Source organism: Pseudomonas haemolytica (assembly GCF_009659625.1).
In the GTDB taxonomy this organism is placed as follows: Bacteria; Pseudomonadota; Gammaproteobacteria; order Pseudomonadales; family Pseudomonadaceae; genus Aquipseudomonas; species Aquipseudomonas haemolytica.
In genome coordinates this window covers 97,633-114,844 of sequence record NZ_VOIW01000008.1, presented here as the reverse complement: position 1 = coordinate 114,844, position 17,212 = coordinate 97,633, and the positions used below count along the sequence as shown (strand labels likewise).

14 protein-coding genes are annotated in these 17,212 nt (G+C 62.0%); 4 read left to right on the top strand and 10 right to left on the bottom strand.

All coding sequences use genetic code 11. The features are described from left to right. Positions 1–70: 70 nt before the first annotated feature. Positions 71–517 carry a DUF4879 domain-containing protein gene (locus FRT59_RS24355; RefSeq protein ID WP_153872596.1) on the bottom strand — a complete coding sequence of 149 codons (447 nt, stop codon included), beginning with the start codon at positions 515–517 and terminating at the stop codon, positions 71–73. Between the two features lie 209 nt (positions 518–726). On the opposite strand from FRT59_RS24355, the gene FRT59_RS24350 reads away from it, so the two are divergent. Both FRT59_RS24350 and trmA read left to right on the top strand, forming a co-directional pair. Beyond that, positions 727–2,022, top strand: a complete 1,296-nt coding sequence (locus tag FRT59_RS24350; protein ID WP_034117796.1) for an NCS2 family permease — start codon at positions 727–729, stop codon at positions 2,020–2,022. Beyond that, entirely contained in the window at positions 2,019–3,098 is a 1,080-nt protein-coding gene (gene trmA / locus FRT59_RS24345; protein ID WP_153872595.1) for a tRNA (uridine(54)-C5)-methyltransferase TrmA, read from the top strand. The genes FRT59_RS24350 and trmA overlap by 4 nt, the downstream gene beginning before the upstream one ends. Positions 3,099–3,181: 83 nt before the next feature. On the opposite strand, the gene FRT59_RS24340 is transcribed toward trmA, so the two are convergent. The 7 genes from FRT59_RS24340 to FRT59_RS24310 form a co-directional block, all read right to left on the bottom strand. Continuing rightward, positions 3,182–4,510 carry a TolC family outer membrane protein gene (locus FRT59_RS24340; protein WP_153872594.1) on the bottom strand — a complete coding sequence of 443 codons (1,329 nt, stop codon included), beginning with the start codon at positions 4,508–4,510 and terminating at the stop codon, positions 3,182–3,184. Continuing rightward, positions 4,507–5,832: an HlyD family type I secretion periplasmic adaptor subunit gene (locus FRT59_RS24335; RefSeq protein WP_153839426.1), complete on the bottom strand. Its 1,326-nt coding sequence runs from the start codon at positions 5,830–5,832 to the stop codon at positions 4,507–4,509. The genes FRT59_RS24340 and FRT59_RS24335 overlap by 4 nt, the downstream gene beginning before the upstream one ends. After that, positions 5,829–7,577: a type I secretion system permease/ATPase gene (locus tag FRT59_RS24330; protein WP_153872593.1), complete on the bottom strand. Its 1,749-nt coding sequence runs from the start codon at positions 7,575–7,577 to the stop codon at positions 5,829–5,831. Before FRT59_RS24330 ends, FRT59_RS24335 begins: the two co-directional genes overlap by 4 nt. A gap of 170 nt (positions 7,578–7,747) precedes the next feature. After that, positions 7,748–8,368, bottom strand: coding sequence for a heme acquisition protein HasA (locus FRT59_RS24325; protein WP_153872592.1), 621 nt, complete (start codon positions 8,366–8,368; stop codon positions 7,748–7,750). A gap of 81 nt (positions 8,369–8,449) precedes the next feature. Then, positions 8,450–11,107, bottom strand: coding sequence for a TonB-dependent receptor (locus FRT59_RS24320; RefSeq protein ID WP_153872591.1), 2,658 nt, complete (start codon positions 11,105–11,107; stop codon positions 8,450–8,452). A 164-nt stretch (positions 11,108–11,271) separates the two neighbouring features. After that, positions 11,272–12,270: a FecR family protein gene (locus FRT59_RS24315; RefSeq protein WP_162524957.1), complete on the bottom strand. Its 999-nt coding sequence runs from the start codon at positions 12,268–12,270 to the stop codon at positions 11,272–11,274. A 63-nt stretch (positions 12,271–12,333) separates the two neighbouring features. Further along, on the bottom strand, positions 12,334–12,855 hold the full coding sequence (locus FRT59_RS24310) for an RNA polymerase sigma factor (RefSeq protein WP_034117786.1): 522 nt from the start codon (positions 12,853–12,855) through the stop codon (positions 12,334–12,336). A gap of 206 nt (positions 12,856–13,061) precedes the next feature. Here FRT59_RS24310 and aroQ point away from each other — a divergent pair, with 206 nt between their 5' ends. Both aroQ and FRT59_RS24300 read left to right on the top strand, forming a co-directional pair. Next, positions 13,062–13,508, top strand: a complete 447-nt coding sequence (gene aroQ / locus FRT59_RS24305; RefSeq protein WP_034117785.1) for a type II 3-dehydroquinate dehydratase — start codon at positions 13,062–13,064, stop codon at positions 13,506–13,508. Continuing rightward, positions 13,508–14,362 (top strand): shikimate dehydrogenase, encoded by an 855-nt coding sequence (locus FRT59_RS24300; RefSeq protein ID WP_153872590.1) that lies wholly within the window; start codon positions 13,508–13,510, stop codon positions 14,360–14,362. The genes aroQ and FRT59_RS24300 overlap by 1 nt, the downstream gene beginning before the upstream one ends. 137 nt (positions 14,363–14,499) lie before the next feature. On the opposite strand, the gene FRT59_RS24295 is transcribed toward FRT59_RS24300, so the two are convergent. Together FRT59_RS24295 and quiC are read right to left on the bottom strand one after the other, a co-directional pair. Then, positions 14,500–15,165: a TetR/AcrR family transcriptional regulator gene (locus tag FRT59_RS24295; RefSeq protein WP_034117783.1), complete on the bottom strand. Its 666-nt coding sequence runs from the start codon at positions 15,163–15,165 to the stop codon at positions 14,500–14,502. A gap of 77 nt (positions 15,166–15,242) precedes the next feature. After that, on the bottom strand, positions 15,243–17,144 hold the full coding sequence (gene quiC, locus FRT59_RS24290; protein WP_153872589.1) for a 3-dehydroshikimate dehydratase QuiC: 1,902 nt from the start codon (positions 17,142–17,144) through the stop codon (positions 15,243–15,245). Positions 17,145–17,212 lie beyond the last annotated feature (68 nt).

The following is a 17,212-nucleotide window of genomic DNA, read 5'->3' as shown; positions in this document are numbered from 1 at the left end:
CGCGGCGTTCAGGAAAGTCGCCGTCTCAGGGGTACGACTTCCCGGTGTTTTGAGCGTTCAAGACAATTGATCAGCGGATATCGAGCTCGGCTTTCAAGGTGTTTTGTGGAGGGTTGATTGAGGTATTGGTGAATTCGAACCAGCCCGGGGCCTGCACGTTCAGGTCGAACACATAGATGTAGCCCATCAGCGTGCCTACACCATTACACGCCTCACTGATGTTGCCGACCTGGCACACCGCCGTGCGTTGCCCGTTCAACTCTGCGCCGTTGAAGCGCCCCATCGGGCTATTGCCCAGGCCGACCTCCATGACCGAGACCTGGGTGGGCCCACGGTGTTCGCACATCTGGGTGGTGTTCACCCGTTCCGGGATCGCTTCGCTGCACTTGGCCGACTCCACCTTGAACACTCGCACTTCGCTCAAGGCCGGTGCAGCCGCGCCCCACGCCGGTGCTGCGCCCAGCCACAGGCTGATAGTGGCGATCAGAGCTAGACTCCACGCGTTGGCTTTTTTCATGCTGGCAATGACCCGGTATTGAACGTCGGCGCAGTATGCCTCAAGGCCATGATCGAGAATACGCAGCCCATGCGCCACACGGCGTCGGCTGCTGGTATGATGCGCCGCTTTTTCCGATCCTCTCTGAAACCACAGGCGCTTGGCGCAATTTGTGCTTTGACTTAGAGGTCAACAAATAACGACGCAAAATAGCGTCACAGGGAGCCGGCATGCTGGAAAAGCTGTTTCAACTCAAAGCCCACAACACCAATGTGCGCACCGAGATTCTCGCGGGTATCACCACATTCCTGGCCATGGCCTACATCCTGTTCGTGAACCCGAGCATCCTCGGCGAGACCGGCATGGACAAGGGCGCGGTGTTTGTCGCGACCTGCCTGGCGGCCGCCATCGGTTCTACCGTGATGGGCCTGATCGCCAACTACCCGATTGCCCTGGCACCGGGCATGGGCCTCAACGCCTTCTTTACCTACACCGTGGTCCTGCACATGGGCCATACCTGGCAAGTGGCGCTGGGTGCGGTATTCATTTCGGCGGTGCTGTTCTTCCTGCTGTCGATCTTCCGCATCCGCGAGTGGATCATCAACAGTATCCCCCTGCCCCTGCGCTCGGCGATTGCCGCCGGTATCGGCCTGTTCCTGGCGCTGATCGCCCTGCACAACGCCGGTATCGTGGTCGCCAACCCGGCCACCCTGGTGGGCCTGGGCGACCTGAAACAACCGGCGCCGATCCTCGCCACCCTCGGTTTCGTGCTGATCGTTGCGCTGGAAGCCCTGGCAGTACGCGGCGCGGTGTTGATCGGCATCCTGGCGGTGACGATTGTCTCGATCCTGCTGGGCGTCACCCCGTTCGGCGGCGTGACCTCGATGCCACCGTCCCTGGCCCCGACCTTCCTGCAGCTGGATATCAAGGGCGCGCTGGATATCGGCCTGGTCAGCGTGATCTTTGCCTTCCTGTTCGTCGACCTGTTCGATAACTCCGGCACCCTGATCGGCGTCGCCAAGCGCGCCGGCCTGATGGGCAAGGACGGCCACATGCCGAAAATGGGCCGGGCGCTGATCGCCGACAGCACCGCCGCCATGGCCGGCTCCTTGCTGGGCACCTCGACCACCACCAGCTACATCGAATCCGCTGCGGGCGTGAGCGCCGGTGGCCGCACCGGCCTGACCGCCATCGTGGTCGCCATTCTGTTCCTGCTGGCGCTGTTTTTCTCGCCACTGGCGGCCAGCGTTCCGGCCTTCGCCACCGCGCCAGCGCTGCTGTTCGTTGCCGTGCTGATGACCTCGGGCCTGGCCGAAATCGACTGGGACGACATTACCGTTGCAGCGCCGGTGGTGATCACCGCCCTGGCGATGCCCTTCACTTACTCCATCGCCAACGGCATTGCCTTCGGTTTCATCGCCTGGACCGCCATCAAGCTGCTTTCGGGCCGCTACCGTGAGCTGAACCCGGCACTGGTGATCCTGTCGATTCTGTTTGTGATCAAGCTGGGCTGGTTCAACGCATGACTTTTGACGCCGCAAGCTACACCGCTCAACTGCAAGACAAGGTCACGCGCCTGCGTGACCTGCTGGCACCGTTTGACGCACCGCAGCCGCAGGTCTTCGACTCGCCCCTGCAGAATTTCCGCCTGCGCGCGGAGTTCCGCCTGTGGCGCGAAGGCGGTGAGCGCCACTACGCGATGTTTTCCCAGGACGACAAGCGCACACCGATCCTCATCGAAGAGTTCCCCATCGCCAGCCAGCGCATCAACCAGTTGATGCCGCAACTCAAGGCCGCCTGGCAAGCCAGCGCCGCTCTGAGCCACAAGCTGTTCCAGGTGGAGTTCCTCACCACCCTGGCCGGCGACGCGATGATCACTCTGTGCTATCACCGCCCTCTGGACGAGCATTGGCACACCGCCGCGAACGCGCTGGCGGCTGAGCTGAACGTGAGCATCATCGGCCGATCCAAAGGCAAGCGCGATGTGATCGGCCATGACTACGTGGTGGAACAACTCGATGTCGGTGGCCGCACCTTCAGCTACCGCCAACCCGAAGGCGCATTCACCCAGCCCAACGGCACGGTGAACCAGAAGATGCTCAACTGGGCGTATGAAGCGCTGGGCGAGCGCCCGGACGATTTACTGGAGCTGTACTGTGGCAACGGCAACTTCACCCTGCCGTTGGCCACCCGCGTGCGTAAAGTGCTGGCCACCGAGATCAGCAAGACCTCGGTGAATGCGGCCTTGAGCAACCTCGATGAAAACGCGATCAGTAACGTCACCCTGGTGCGTCTCTCTGCCGAGGAACTCACCGAAGCGCTGAATGAAGTGCGCCCGTTTCGCCGCCTGCACGGCATCGACCTGAAAAGCTACGAATTCGGTAGCGTTTTCGTCGACCCACCCCGCGCTGGCATGGACCCGGACACCTGCGAACTGACCCGGCGTTTCGATAACATCCTCTACATCTCCTGCAACCCGGAGACGTTGGCGGCGAACATTGCGCAACTGCATGACACGCACCGGATTACCCAGTGCGCGATGTTTGACCAGTTCCCGTGGACGCACCATATGGAGTCGGGTGTGTTGCTGACCCGCCGATAAATCAGCGGCATATACCGGCCCACATGTAGGAGCGAGCAAGCTCGCTCCTACAAAAGATGGGTGTTTATGAGCCGAGTAATCACTCATGCCGAGGGTTGGAAGTACCCGGCCAGCGTTCGTAAGTCCTGCTCGCTGAGCAACCCCGCGTAATACTTCAACTGAATGCGCGCCAGCAGGTATGCATGGCGGGCATTGGCCAGGTCGCGGCGGGCCGTGAAGAGTTGCTGCTCAGCGTCGAGCACGTCGAGGTTGACGCGCTCACCGCCACTGACGCTTTTCTTCGTGGCGGCCACCAGCGCCGTGGCGGAACTGACTGCCATTTCATAGGCCCGCACCTTCGCCGCGCCGCTGGTGTTGAGGTTGAATTGCTTGCGCAACTCCACCAGCGTGGCGGCGGTTTGTGCGTCCAGTTCGTACTGGGCCTGGGACAGTTGGTTGGCCGCCTGGCGTGTGGTGGCCGACACCGACCCGCCGGCAAACAGCGGCAGGCTGACCTGAATGCCAATGCTGTTGGTGTCGTACTTCTGGTTGTAGCTGCTTTCTGAATCGGAGCTGGTCTGGCGGCTGCTGGCGTACAGGCTGACCTTGGGCAAGTGCCCGGCGCGCTTGCGTTCCACTTCATAAGACGCCACGTCCAGCGCGTGGTGCTGGGACTTGAGTTCAGGGTTGTTGGCCATGGCCAGTTCACGCCAGGTTTCAAAGCGATTCGGTTCCAGCGGCGCGATATCGAATTGACGGGCCAGGGGTGCCAGCTCTTCGAGCTGCAGCGGCTGGCCGACAATGGCCTCCAGCTCGCGCAAGGCGCTGTCCTGTGTATCCAGGGATTCGATTTCTTCGGCCTGGGCCAGGCTCAGGCGCGCCTGGGTTTCGAGCACATCGGTACGCGTGCCTTCACCGCCTTTAAGCAGGCGATCATTGAGTTGCAGGCGTTCGGCATAGGCGCGTTTTTGCGCTCGGCTCAACTCGATGCGTTCCTGGGCCAGCAACGCCTGGCTGTAGGCGCCCAGCACACGCACGGCCAGCTCCTGGCTCTTGCCGCGAAAGCGCTCGTCGGCCATCAACGCTTGAGCCGTGCCCTGGCGAAAGCGTGCATAGGCTTCGTAATCCAGCAGCGGTTGTTGCAGGGTCAGCGTCGAGGCGTAGCTGCGGTAATGACGGTCGCTGCTGACATTGCCGAGCGCGGTGCTCTGGGTGACGTCGGACTCATTGCGCGAATGGTTGTAGCTCCACGACAGGTTGGGCAGCAGTGCCGCTCGGCCGATCACGCGGTTTTCTTTACCGGCTTCACGCTCCTGGATCGCCGCCTGAAAAGTCGGGTCGTTGCGCAGGGCCAAATCATAAACGTCCAACAAACCCAGGGCTTGCACCGCCGGTGTACAGCTCAAACAGAGGGTGAACAACAACGCCTTCATTCTTCCACCAGGGCCATATGAGTGCGATCCAGCAACGGTTTGAACAGGTAGTTGAGCATCGAGCGCTCACCGGTCTTGACGAAGGTTTCCACCGGCATGCCCGGGCGGATCTGCACGCCGTCCAGTTGCTGCATGCCGGCCGCACTGACCTGGGCACGCAACGTGTAGTACGGCTCATCGGTGCGCTCATCGACCTGACGGTCGGCCGATACCAGCGTGACCTCACCCGCCACCCGTGGCGTCGTGGACTGGTTGAACGCCGAGAACATCAATTCCACGGGCAAGCCCGGGTGCACCTTGTCGATCATCTGCACCGGTACACGCGCTTCCACCAACAGCGGCTCACCCTGGGGCACGATATCCATCAGGGCCTGGCCGGGCTTGATCACGCCGCCCTCGGTGTACACCTCCAACCCCACCACTACGCCAGATGCGGGTGCGCGTACCAGGCTGTTGGCCAGCTCGAACTCGGCCGAGGCCAGGCGATTGCGCAGGTCATCGCTGCGGGTGCGGGTCTCGGCCAACTGGCTGCGCAGGTCTTTCTGGAAGTCTTCACCGAGCTGGCGAATGCGCAAACGCAATTCCAGCACCTGGCGTTGCAACTGGCCGATGCGGCCGAAATCCTCGGCGATGGCGCCGTCGATTTGCGCATACAGCCGCTCGCTGTCGAGCAGGCGATTGCGTGGGATATAGCCGTCGCGTGCCAGCTCGCGCAGGCCCTGTAGTTGCTCATTCAACGCCGCTCGCTGTTGCACTTTGCTCGCCTGGGAATCCCGCGTGCCGCGCAACTGCGCCTCAAAACCGCCGATGGTTTCGCGCAGGCCCGCCTGTTCGGTGGCGAGTGCCTGGGCGCGGCTAGCGAACAGCTGCCGTTGCAGGCTCAGGTTCGCGGCGGCTTCGGGAGCAGCCAACAACTCAGGCGCAAACTCGATGGCCGGCAAACCTTCGCTCTCTGCATTCAAGCGCGCTTCGCTGGCCAGGGACGCAAGGTACTGGCTGCGCAGTGACTGCATCTGCCCGCGCAACGGGGTCTCCTTCAAACGCAGCAACACCTGGCCGGCGCTGACCCGGTCACCGTCACGCACCTCGATACGCTCGACGATCCCACCCGCCGGGTGCTGCACCGTCTTGCGATGGCCCGAGACCATGACCTTGCCCGACACGGCCACGCCCTTGTCCAACGGGGCCAGCGCCGCCCAGCCGAGGAACCCGGCAAAGCCCCCGAGCACCAGCCACCAGCCCAGGCGTGAGTATTTTTTGTCATCCAGCGCCAGCACGTTGTGCGGCGGGTCGCTGACCCATGTGGGTGTGCTCTGGCTCATGCGTGTTTTCCTTCACCGAGGCGGTAGCTCATGCTCATGGTCGATACCGGTTTGGTCGCCAACGGTTTCTGCCGCGCCTCCAACACCCGCGCCGTCGGGCCGAAGGCCTGCATCTGGCCGTCCTTGAGGATCAGCAACTGGTCGGTCAGGCTCAGCACGTTGGGCTTGTGGGTAATCAGGATCAGGGTGCGGCGCTGTTGCTTGAGCTGGGCGATGGCTTGCAGCAGCGCCTGTTCACCGGCTTCATCGAGGTTGGCATTGGGCTCGTCCAGCACGATCAGCGCCGGCAGGCCGTACAGCGCACGCGCCAGGGCCACCCGTTGTTTTTGCCCACCGGACAAGCCCGCGCCGCCTTCCCCCAGTTGGGTGTCGTAGCCTTGCGGCAGTTGCAGGATCAGCTCATGCACGCCGGCCATTTGCGCAGCGGCGAGGACTTTGTCGGCATCCACCGCTTCAAAGCGCGCGATGTTTTGCGCGATGCTGCCGGCGAACAACTGAATGTCCTGGGGCAAGTAACCGATATGCGGGCCCAGTTGCTGCTTGTCCCACAGGGCCAGGTCGGCACCATCGAGGCGCACCTTGCCGGCCAGCGGTGCCCAGGCTCCCACCAGCACCCGGGCCAGGGTGGATTTACCGCACCCCGACGGGCCGATAACACCGAGTACATCGCCCGCTGGCAGGCTGAACCCCAGGTTGGCCAGCGCTGGCCGGCGGCTACCGGGCGCGCAGGCGCTGATTTGCTCTACGCTCACCTGGCCCTTGGGCACGGGCAGGCCCATGCGTTGCGGTCGCGCCGGGTTTGCCTCCAGCATCAGCGACAAGCGCTCATAGGCCAGGCGCGCCGAGCTCCACTGCTTCCACACGCCGATCAACTGGTCGATGGGGCTGAGCACCCGGCCCATCAGGATCGACCCGGCAATCATCATCCCCGGGGTGATATCGCCCTGCACCGCCAACCAGGCGCCCAAGCCCAGCACCAAAGATTGCAGGGCCAGGCGTACGCCCTTGGACCAGGCGGTGACAACGGCGGTCTTTTCACTGGCCAGGTTCTGCTGCACCAGAAACGCCTGGTGTTGGCTGAACCAGCGCCCGCGCAAAGTGGCGAGCATGCCCATGGCCTCGATGGTGTCGGCATTGCGCAGGTTGGCCGTGGCCTGCTGGCTGGCGCTGATCGACAGTTGGCTGGCCAGGGCCATCGGCGCCTGGCTGACATGATGGTTGGCCCACGCCAGGGCGATCAGCAACAGCGCACCGCCCAGCGCCAGCAGCCCAAGCCAGGGGTGGAACAGGAAGATCACCAGCAGGTACACCGGAAACCATGGCGCATCGAAAAAGGCGAACAACGCCTGGCCGGTGGCGAACTGGCGCAAGGTGGTCAGGTCATGCAAGGCCTGGCCCGCCGCCTGGGTGCCACCCTTGAGCTGCGCTTCATAGGCGGCGTCGAACACACGCTGGTTCAAGCGCATGTCCATCTGCGTGCCGAGGCGAATCACCACCTGGCTGCGCACCCACTCCAACGCGCCCATCAAGCCGAACAGGCCGAGGATCATCAGCGTCAGCATCAGCAGGGTCATCTGGTTGCCGGAGGCCAGTACTCGGTCGTACACCTGCAACATGTACAGCGCCGGGGCCAGCATCAGCAGGTTGATCACCGCCGAAAACAGGCCGATGTTGAAGAAGGCGCTTTTATAGGCCGTCAGTGCAGCCAGCATCTCATTCGCGCGCTTGGCACCGGGCCGAGTCATGGAGGTTGTCCCATTGAAGAGTCAAGCAAGGGCCCGCCCGGTGCGTTGACAGCACCGGCGGCGTACCCACAGAGTTCGCACCCGCCGCCGCCCTGGCCTTCGAAAACTCGGGCAGCGACGGGGGTTTAACAAGGCCGATGAAGGCGTGATCGTTCATCGGCTTTTTTGCATCAGGCGGCCAGGGCGAAATCTTGAGGCGCATCCTGAATGCCGACCAGGCCCACATCGGCAGCGGCGAACGCAGCCGAGTCCTGATGCGCCACACCGGCAGCGGCCAGTTGATCGAAGGTGGAGTTGACCGACAGGCTTGGGTCGATGCCCTTGAGCAAGGTGTCGATCGCCGAGGCCAGTGCCGAGCTGTCACCGCTCATCAGGCCGTACACGATTTTGTGCACCTGGCCGTCACGGCCTTCGGCCTGCAGGCTCGACAGGCCCAGGTTGGTGAAGCTGACTTCCTGGTTGGCGATGGTGTAGCCACCGCTGGTTGCGCCACCGGCCAGGGTGTCACCCAGGGTCAGGCTGTCGAGCGAACCCCACAGCGTGTGCGACGGCGGGTTGAACAGGGTGTAATGCAGGTTGCCTTCAGCGACCACGGCTGCATCACTGACGCTGCTCGAGACGCCGTATTGGGTGCCGTCGAACGGCCCAGGATTGAAACCACCGGTGTTCACACCCTCTTTGACCGAACCTTCACGGTGGTTGAGATCACCGAAGTAGGCCGACCAATCGCTCAAGTACTGGGCGACGGTGCTGGCGGCGTAGGTCGTGCTGTATGAAATAGAAATGCTCATGCAAAACTCCAAGTCATTGGGTGGTCACTCCGCAGCAAGCCAGTGCCTGCTGTGGTTTTGCCCGTCACTGGGCAAAAGCGGTCAGAACTGATATTCAACGGTGCCCTGCAAGGTGCGCCCACGGCCCAGGGTGAAGGCCAGCACATCGCCCAGCGGCACCAGGTAGGCGCGGTCGGTGACGTTTTCCATAGCCAGGCGCAGGGTCAGTTGGTCGGTGGCGCGGTAGCTGCCGTAGAGGTCGTAGACGGTGTAGGGCTTCCAGTCGGCGGGGTAGACGCCGGTCTGCGAAGTGGTCACCCCGGCGGCGCCTTTCACGTAGTAGCCGGCGCTATAGCGGGCGCGAACACCCACGTCCAACGTGCGCTCAAAGAACCGCGCGCCCAGCGTCGCGGTGCCGCGGTCCATGGGCATATGTTCGGAGGAGCCCAGGATCGCACTGCAGCCCACGCCGGCATTGGCCGCATCGTCTGGCACCATCGCGTCCACCGGCGCACGGTTGCCCGGGCGCTTCTGGGTCTTGGTCACGCCGCCGAGCCAAGCGGTCTTGCTGCAGAATTTATTGCTGCCGAGCATGCGCGTGTAGTTGAACTGGCCGTAGGCAAACCCGGCGTCGTAATCCAGCTGGTATTCGAGGCCACGGAAACGCGTGGTCTCCAGGTTGTTCACATAGGCCGCACTGCCGATATTGACGTTGCCATAACCGGGCGGCTGCACGCCCAGGGCCATATAGGAAAAGTCATCGACCCGGGTGTTGAAGTAGGACACCTTCATGCCCGCGCGGTCATTGGAGAACAGCAGGTCTTCCTTGAGCACATTGAACCCGACTTCCCACGCAGTGGATCGCTCAGGCTTGAGGTAGGGGTTGGGGAAAATGAATTCCGAACCACCGCCGTGGGGCCGACCGCTGACCATGGTTTCGGTCACCGCCGGCGGGCGCCAGCCCTTGCCGTAGGTGGCAAAGAGTTGCAGCCAATCGACACCGGGCTTGATCGACAGGCCGAAGGTCGGCGAGAAGCGGCCTTCCTCCCGGTCCACGTCGTAATTGACCGGCACACCGATTTGGCGGGTGGTACCGATGATGAACGTGCGGGTGTTCAAGCCGGTTTCGCCCCGCAGCCGATAGCGGTCGTAGCGCAAGCCGGCGTTGAGATTCAGCCAACCGTCGTAGTCGAAATCCAGGCGCCCGAACACGCTGCCCATTGCGCGGTCGCCTTTGGGCGTGATGCTTTCGGCCGCCGAGGCCGTCACCGCAGAGCCGGCCTCCACCGCCTGGTTGGAGTCTGGCCGGACCTTGTCGTAGAAGAATTCCAGCCCGTAGTTGGCCTTGAACGTGGCCAGCTCAGTCAGGGCAAAGGTCGAGATGTTCTGCGCCTGCAAGCCGTAGGTATTGGTTTGATAGGTCACGTCGTAACCCTTGCTGATACCCCGGGCCAGCGTGGATTGGTCATTGCGGGTGTCGACGTAGTAAAGCTTGGCCTTGAAGTCGATCAGCGGGTTGTCCGGCGCATAGCTGTAGTCCAGCGCGAAGTTCTGCGCCTTGACGTCGCTGCTGCCGAGCTTTTCCCATAACCGGGCCTTTTCGGCGGTCATCATATTGACGTCGTCGTAGTCGACGTCGGTGGCCAGGTAACTCAGTTGCAAACGCTGGTCAGCCGGCAGGTTCAGCCCGAGCTTGAGCAGGCGCGAACGCATCACCGACCCCGAATAGGCGACGGTGGTGTTTTTGATGCGCTCCTCACTGGCCGGAATAAAAGCCGCGCCGGTACGCAGCTCGCCGATACTGCCCTTTGTGCCTGGGTTGTAATCGCCGAGGTGGCGCTCACTGGCGGCCACCAGCATGTCCCACACATCGGTGCCCACGGCAAACGCCGAGCTGCCGATGAAATGAGTGCCGTTGCTGCGCCCGCCCAACCCCGAGGTGAGGCGAATGCGCCCACCGATTTCCTTGCCATCCTTGAGCAGGTCAGCGGCCTCCACGGTACGAAAGTTGGCCACCCCGCCAATCACTCCCGCACCGCCCAGGGTGGAGGTCGCACCCTTTTCGATCACGACTTCGGACAACAACTCCGGGTCGACATACAGCGTGCCATTGCGTTGCTGATGACCGCTTTGCTGGTAATTCTGGCGCATGCCGTCTACCGACATGTTGACCCGGCCATAGTCCTGGATACCGCGGATATTCACTGACAGGCCTGGGTCTTGCTGGCTGACGGCGGAGTAGACGCCCGGCGCCTCTTCAAGCATCTCGGCGGCATGCCGCGGCGGGTTGCGATCCAACTGTTCGCGCCCGACCACGCTGACCGAGCGCGGGGTTGAATACACCCAGTCCTGCGGGTGCAGGCCAGTGACCGTGGTGGTCGCCAAGGCCAGGGCACCGGCCTGTTGCTCAACCCGGGTCAAGGTGACCTGGCGCTCGCCGGTGAAGCGATATTCAACCGGAGCAGCACCGAGCAGGCGGCCAAGCCCTTCCTGCACGTCGAAGCTGCCCTTGAGCGCAGCGCTGCTCAAACCTTGCAGGCGCTGGCTGTCGAACAACACTTGCAGGCCGGCCTGGTCGGCGAAAGCCAGCACCGCACTGCCGAGGGATTGCGCAGGGATATCAAACATCAACACAGCGGGCTTGGCCGCGCCGGCGAGAGGCTGCACCGCATAAACCGGTGCGGCGGCGGCGAACAACCCCAGGTGAATGGCCAGGGCCAACCGGCTACCGGTAATACGCCCCTTGGTGAGTGCTGACATTTCTGATTATCCCTGCGCTAAGCGTTTTTTGTTTATGCGAATGCTTCTCACCTAGCAAGACGTGCGAGGTGCGGGAAGTCAGTAAGACTTTTTAGAAGTTTTTAACGCAGGGAGAAGAAACGGTAGGAGCCAGCCTGTTCACTCTTACCGATACAAGGGAAAGATCAGTAGATCAGGCTGAGGCCAGCCAGGTCCAAGCGTTGCACTTGAAGCTCATGGGCCAGGGTGCCGAGGGCGGTGTCGAGCATGTCCAGACGGAATACGCCGCTGACTTCACGCTCACCCAGGTCCGGGTTGGTCAACACCACCCGCCCGGGGCGGTAACGGTTGAGTTGCTCGATAACCTTGGCCAGCGGCTGCCGATCGAAAATCAGCACGCCTCGCCGCCAACTGGTGGCGCGGTCAATATCAAACTGATCAAGGCTGACCACACCGTCCTGAGGGCTGTAGCGCGCAGCCTGGCCTTGCTCGACGATGCGCTCGGCAGCGCCTTTTGTCGGCGCCCCCTGCACGGAAACCATGACGCTGTGCTGCAACACGCCGACCCAGGCTTGACCGTCGCCCTCGCGCTCGACCACAAACCGCGTGCCCAACGCTCGGGTCTGGCCCCCGGCGCTGTGCACCACGAAAGGCCGGGTTTCTTCGCCCGCCATCGGCGCCACATCAAACACTGCCGAGCCCTGGAGCACGCTGACTCCGCGCTGCACCCCATCGTAATCCAGGCGGATCGCGCTGGCGGAGTCCAGTTCCACCGTACTGCCATCGGCCAGGTGCACCGTGCGCACTTCACCTTTGCGCGTGACGTAGTCGGCCTGCATGCGCAGCAAGGCGTCCGGCCCGCGCACCCAGCCGACGCCCGCTACCACCAGCACCAGCGCCACAGCGGCTGCACGTTGCCACGGCCGGCGGCGGTGGGAGCGGCGCACGGGTATGGCCGCCGTAGACGGGCGCTGTCGGTGTACAGAGTCGTCCTTGTGCACTTCGCCCAGCGCCGCCCAGGTCTGCTCGGCAAAGCGCAAGGCCGCTTCGTGACGGCTGTCACGGGCGATCCATTGGCGCAACTCGGCCTGCTCCTGTTCGCTCAAGGCACCGGCGTGCAGGCGCACCGCCCACTCGGCAGCCTCCTCGGTAATGCTGTGCTGTTGCGGACCTTGGCTATTCACGTGTGAATCTCGAATTTTCGTTATATAGACGCTGTGACGTCTGGCCTGGCGTTTTTCGGTAATTCATTCGTCGGATGGCGCCACCTCGCCTTCCTGCAAGCGCTGCATCACATACGCCAGGGCCTTGGCCAGATGCTTTTGCACGGAGCTGTCGGAGATCTCCAGGTGCCGGGCGACTTGGGCGTGGGTCATGCCGTCGATACGGTTCAAGCGGAAAATCTGCTGGGTGCGCTCCGGCAACTCCGCCAGTGCCTGCTTCAATGCCTGTCGCTGTTGCTGCGCCATTGCCTGAGCCTCCAACCCGGCCACTTCATCTTCAATCTCGGCCAACGCTTCGTGGGGCACGGTGTCCGTCTTGCGCCGTGCTTCCTGGCGAATATGGTCGATCAGCAGATTGCTCGCCGTTCGATAGAGATAGCCCTGGGAGTTGTCGATACGCTCACCGGCCGGTTTTTCGGCCAGGCGCAGGAAGCTCTCCTGCACCAGGTCTGCGGCTAATTGCGGGTCCCGTACCTTGCGGGCCAGATACCCGCGCAGAGTATCGGCATGCTTGAGAAACAGGCCCTTGAGATCCACGTCCGACAAACCGACTCCCTGGAATGTTAAGGAAACAGGCGGGCATCTTAAGCGTTGTCGAGAATGATTTTCAATTGATATCTAATCTGATCGGATTGATGAGTGCCGTTGATTAACGGTTCGATAATCGAACGGATCCGTTGCGATCAATTGACCAAATTAACCATCCAGTACATTTTGTCTCCACAACCAATAAGAACTGTGGAGATGCCTCTATGCCGCCCATCGTGCTGGTGCTCAACGGCCCCAACCTCAACCTGCTCGGCACCCGCGAGCCCGCCACTTATGGCCACGAAACCCTGGCCGACATCGCTGCCCTGTGTGGCCGTAGCGCAGAAAAGCTCGGGCTGAAAATCGAGTTTCGCCAGACCAACCACGAGGGCGAACTGCTCGACTGGATCCACGGTGCCCGCGCCCGCTGCGCCGGTATCGTGATCAACCCGGCAGCCTGGACCCATACCTCGGTCGCGATTCGCGACGCGCTGGTCGCCAGTGAAGTACCGGTGATCGAAGTGCATTTATCCAACGTGCATGCCCGTGAAGCGTTTCGTCATCACTCCTTTGTGTCACCCATCGCCAAGGCAGTACTCGCCGGGTTTGGCAGCCATGGCTACCACCTGGCCCTGGAACATTTCAGCCACACGCTCAAAGGGAACGCTTGATGAAACCGCGTATTCTCGCCGGCCTGATCGGCGCCGGTATCCAGGCCTCCCGCACCCCCGCACTGCATGAACAGGAAGGTGACGCCCAGGGCTTGCGCTACCTGTATCGCCTGATCGACCTTGAGCCGCTGCACCTGGACCTCAACGCCTTGCCCGACCTGCTGCGGGCCGCGGAGCAGATGCACTTCACCGGATTGAACATTACCTACCCGTGCAAGCAGGCAATCCTGCCGTTGCTGGATGAGTTGTCGGCCGAAGCCCGAGGCATTGGCGCGGTCAACACCGTGGTGTTCAAGGACGGCAAGCGCATCGGCCATAACACTGACTGCCTGGGGTTCGCCGAAGGTTTCCGGCGTAACTTGCATGATGTGCCGCGCCAACGCGTAGTGCAGATGGGTGCCGGTGGCGCGGGCGCGGCGGTGGCCCATGCGCTGTTGGCTGAAGGCGTGGAGCAACTGAGTATTTTCGATGTCGACGGCGCCCGTGCCCTTGAGCTTGTGGATAACCTCGCCCAGCGGTTTGGCGCCGGCCGTGCCCAAGTCGGTACTCACTTGGAAAACGCCATGGCGCAAGCCGATGGTTTGGTGAACACCACGCCGATGGGCATGGCCAAGCTGCCGGGCACACCGGTACCAGCAGAATTATTGAGGGCTGAACTGTGGGTTGCGGAGATCGTGTATTTCCCGCTGGAAACCGAGCTGCTGCGCAATGCCCGCGCCCTGGGTTGCCGCACTCTGGATGGAGGCAATATGGCGGTGTTTCAGGCGGTGAAGGCGTTTGAGTTGTTCAGCGGCCAAGTGGCGGATGCAGGGCGAATGCTGACGCACTTCCAGAGCATGAATACCTCACTGTAGAAACTGGAGCAAAATGTGGGAGGGGGCTTGCTCCCGATTGCGGTCTGTCAGCCAAGCATGTGCTGACTGATACACCGCTATCGGGAGCAAGCCCCCTCCCACATTGACTGCATTTCTACCTCGAGAGTTGCGTGTTCTCAGGCCTGCAAATAACGCAACACCGACTCGCAAATCATCTCCCGGTGCCGCTGCTTGATCGCTTCATCCGACAGTTCGATCTGGAAAATCTCGCTGAAGGTATGGCGGTTGGACACCCGGTAAAAGCTGAACGAGTTGATCAGCAAATGCACGTCCAGCGGCTCCAGCCCTGCGCGAAAAAGCCCCATTTCAGCGCCTCGACGCAGGGTTTCCCCAAGCCCCTCGAGAATTTTGCTATTCATCGCCTTGATCGTATGCGTGCGCTTTACGTACTCGGCGTTGTGGATATTTTCGATGCTGACGATGCGCACGAAATCCACATTCTGGTCGTGGTGATCGAAAGTGAATTCCACCAGCCGGCGAATCGCCTCACGCGGCTCCAGGGCAGTGAGGTTCATGCGGGTTTCGGTGTTGCGGATATCGCCGTAGAGCTTCTCCAGCACCTCGACGTACAGCTGCTCCTTGCTGCCGAAGTAGTAATAGATCATGCGCTTGGAGGTGTGGATGCGCTCGGCGATGGCGTCCACGCGGGCGCCGGACAGGCCCTGCTGAACAAACTCGACAATGGCTTCCTGGAGAATATTCTCGCGGGTCTTTTCCGGATTGTTCTTACGACTCTTGCGCGGTGCGTCTGGCACCGCGGGGAGATCGGGACTCGAGGTCATGGTGCGCTCACGGCCATTGTTGTGCAGGCGCCGATTATGGGCCGCGGCGCTCGCCGAAGGAAGCACCCGGCCCGCGGTTATAAACGCGCCTGGCGCACCGCACCGCTGCGCGACTTGGCCATCGCCGCCAGACGCACCGCCACGTTGGCCGCGCCATAGCCGGCATAGCCGTTCTTGCGCTGGATGATCTCGAAGAAAAACCGCCCTTCGAACGGCTCGGTGTACACATGAAACAACTCACCGCCCTGAGCGTCGCGGTCGTACAGCACGTTGTAGTACGCCAACTCGCTGAGGAACTCATCGTCAAAATCGAAGCGCGCCGCCAAATCGTCGTAATAGTTGAGCGGGATATCCAGCAGCGGCACCCCGGCTTCTTTTGCCCGGCGCACCTCGGCGAAAATATCTGCGCAATCGAAGGCAATGTGGTGCACGCCTGAACCACGATAGCTCGAGAGTGCATGGGAAATCGCAGTGTTGCGGTTTTCGGAAATATTCAGCGGCAGGCGAATCGAGCTGCAACGGCTGCGCAACGCACGGCTTTTTACCAGGCCGTAAGGGTCGGGCAGCACCACCTCGTCATCGGCTTCGAAATCCAGCAGGCTCTTGTAGAACAGCACCCAGCTGTCGAGGCTATCGGCCGGCAAGGCCATGGCCATATGGTCGATGCGCAGCAAGCCGCCGCTGGCAGCCGTGGCCGGTTGCAGGTTGAAATCCGTGTCGTACAGCCCGCCTTCGCTGGGGGCCACCAGGTAAATCAGGCTGCCATCCGGCGCACGCACCGCAGCCAGTTCCAGCTCGTTGGGCCCGACCAGGCCGCGATACGGCTGGCCCTTGTAGGCCACCGCCCGCTGCAGGGCCTTGGCGCTGTCCTTGACCCGGATGGCGGTGGCACACAACGACGGCCCGTGAGCCTCGAAAAAGTTGTGGGCAAAGGAATAAGGCTCACAGTTGAGGATCAGGTTGATATCGCCCTGGCGCAACAGGCTCACGCTCTTGGAGCGATGCTGCCCAGCCTTGACGAAACCCAAACGCTCCAGCCAATGGGTCAGCTTGGCGCCAAGGCTTTCATCCACGGCAAACTCAAGAAATTCGATACCGTCGTATTCGCTGGCCGGCGGGGTTTCAAACAGAATATCTAGCGGCGCTGCAGGTTGTTCTGCGGCCAGGCGCTGGCGGGTTTTCTCTTCCAGGTACAACAAGGAGCGCAAGCCATCCGCCGCATTCGCCCGGGTCGGCGCGGCGCGGAAACCATCATTGAAAATCTCCAGGGACAATGGCCCGGTATAGCCACTCTGGATGATCGGCGCGAGAAAGCCCGCCAGGTCGAACTCGCCCTGGCCGGGGAAACAGCGGAAATGCCGGCTCCACTCCAGCACATCCATGGCCAGGATCGGCGCATCGGCCATTTGCACAAAGAAGATCTTGTCGCCGGGGATCTGCGCGATGCCGCTCGGGTCGCCCTTGAGCGACAGGGTGTGGAAGCTGTCGAGCAATACGCCCAGGCTTGGGTGGTCGACCTGGCGCACCAGGTTCCACACCTGTTGCCAGGTGTTCACATGTTTGCCCCAGGCCAATGCTTCATAGCCGATGCGCACGCCACGCTTGCCCGCGTGTTCGGCCAGCAGGCTCAGGTCATCGAGCAAAATACTCTCATCACCGACACAATCGGCCGAGGCATTACTGCACACCAGCACCAGGTCGGTGCCCAGTTCCTGCATCAGGTCAAACTTGCGCTCGGCGCGCTCCAGGTTGCGTGCCAGGCGGTCGCGGCGACAACCTTCAAAGTCGCGAAACGGCTGGAACAGGGTGATGGCGATGCCCAGGTCAGCGCACATCTGCCTAACTTCCCGGGGGCTGCCATCGTAATACAACAAGTCGTTCTCGAAGATTTCCACCCCGTCAAACCCGGCGGCGGCAATGGCTTCGAGCTTTTCCGGCAGGGTGCCGCTCAACGAAACAGTGGCAATGGAACGTTGCATGGATGACTCCCGGCGATTGTTGTTTGTGGCAAATTATTCGCCCCCAGCCTACACGCAGCAATTAAAAT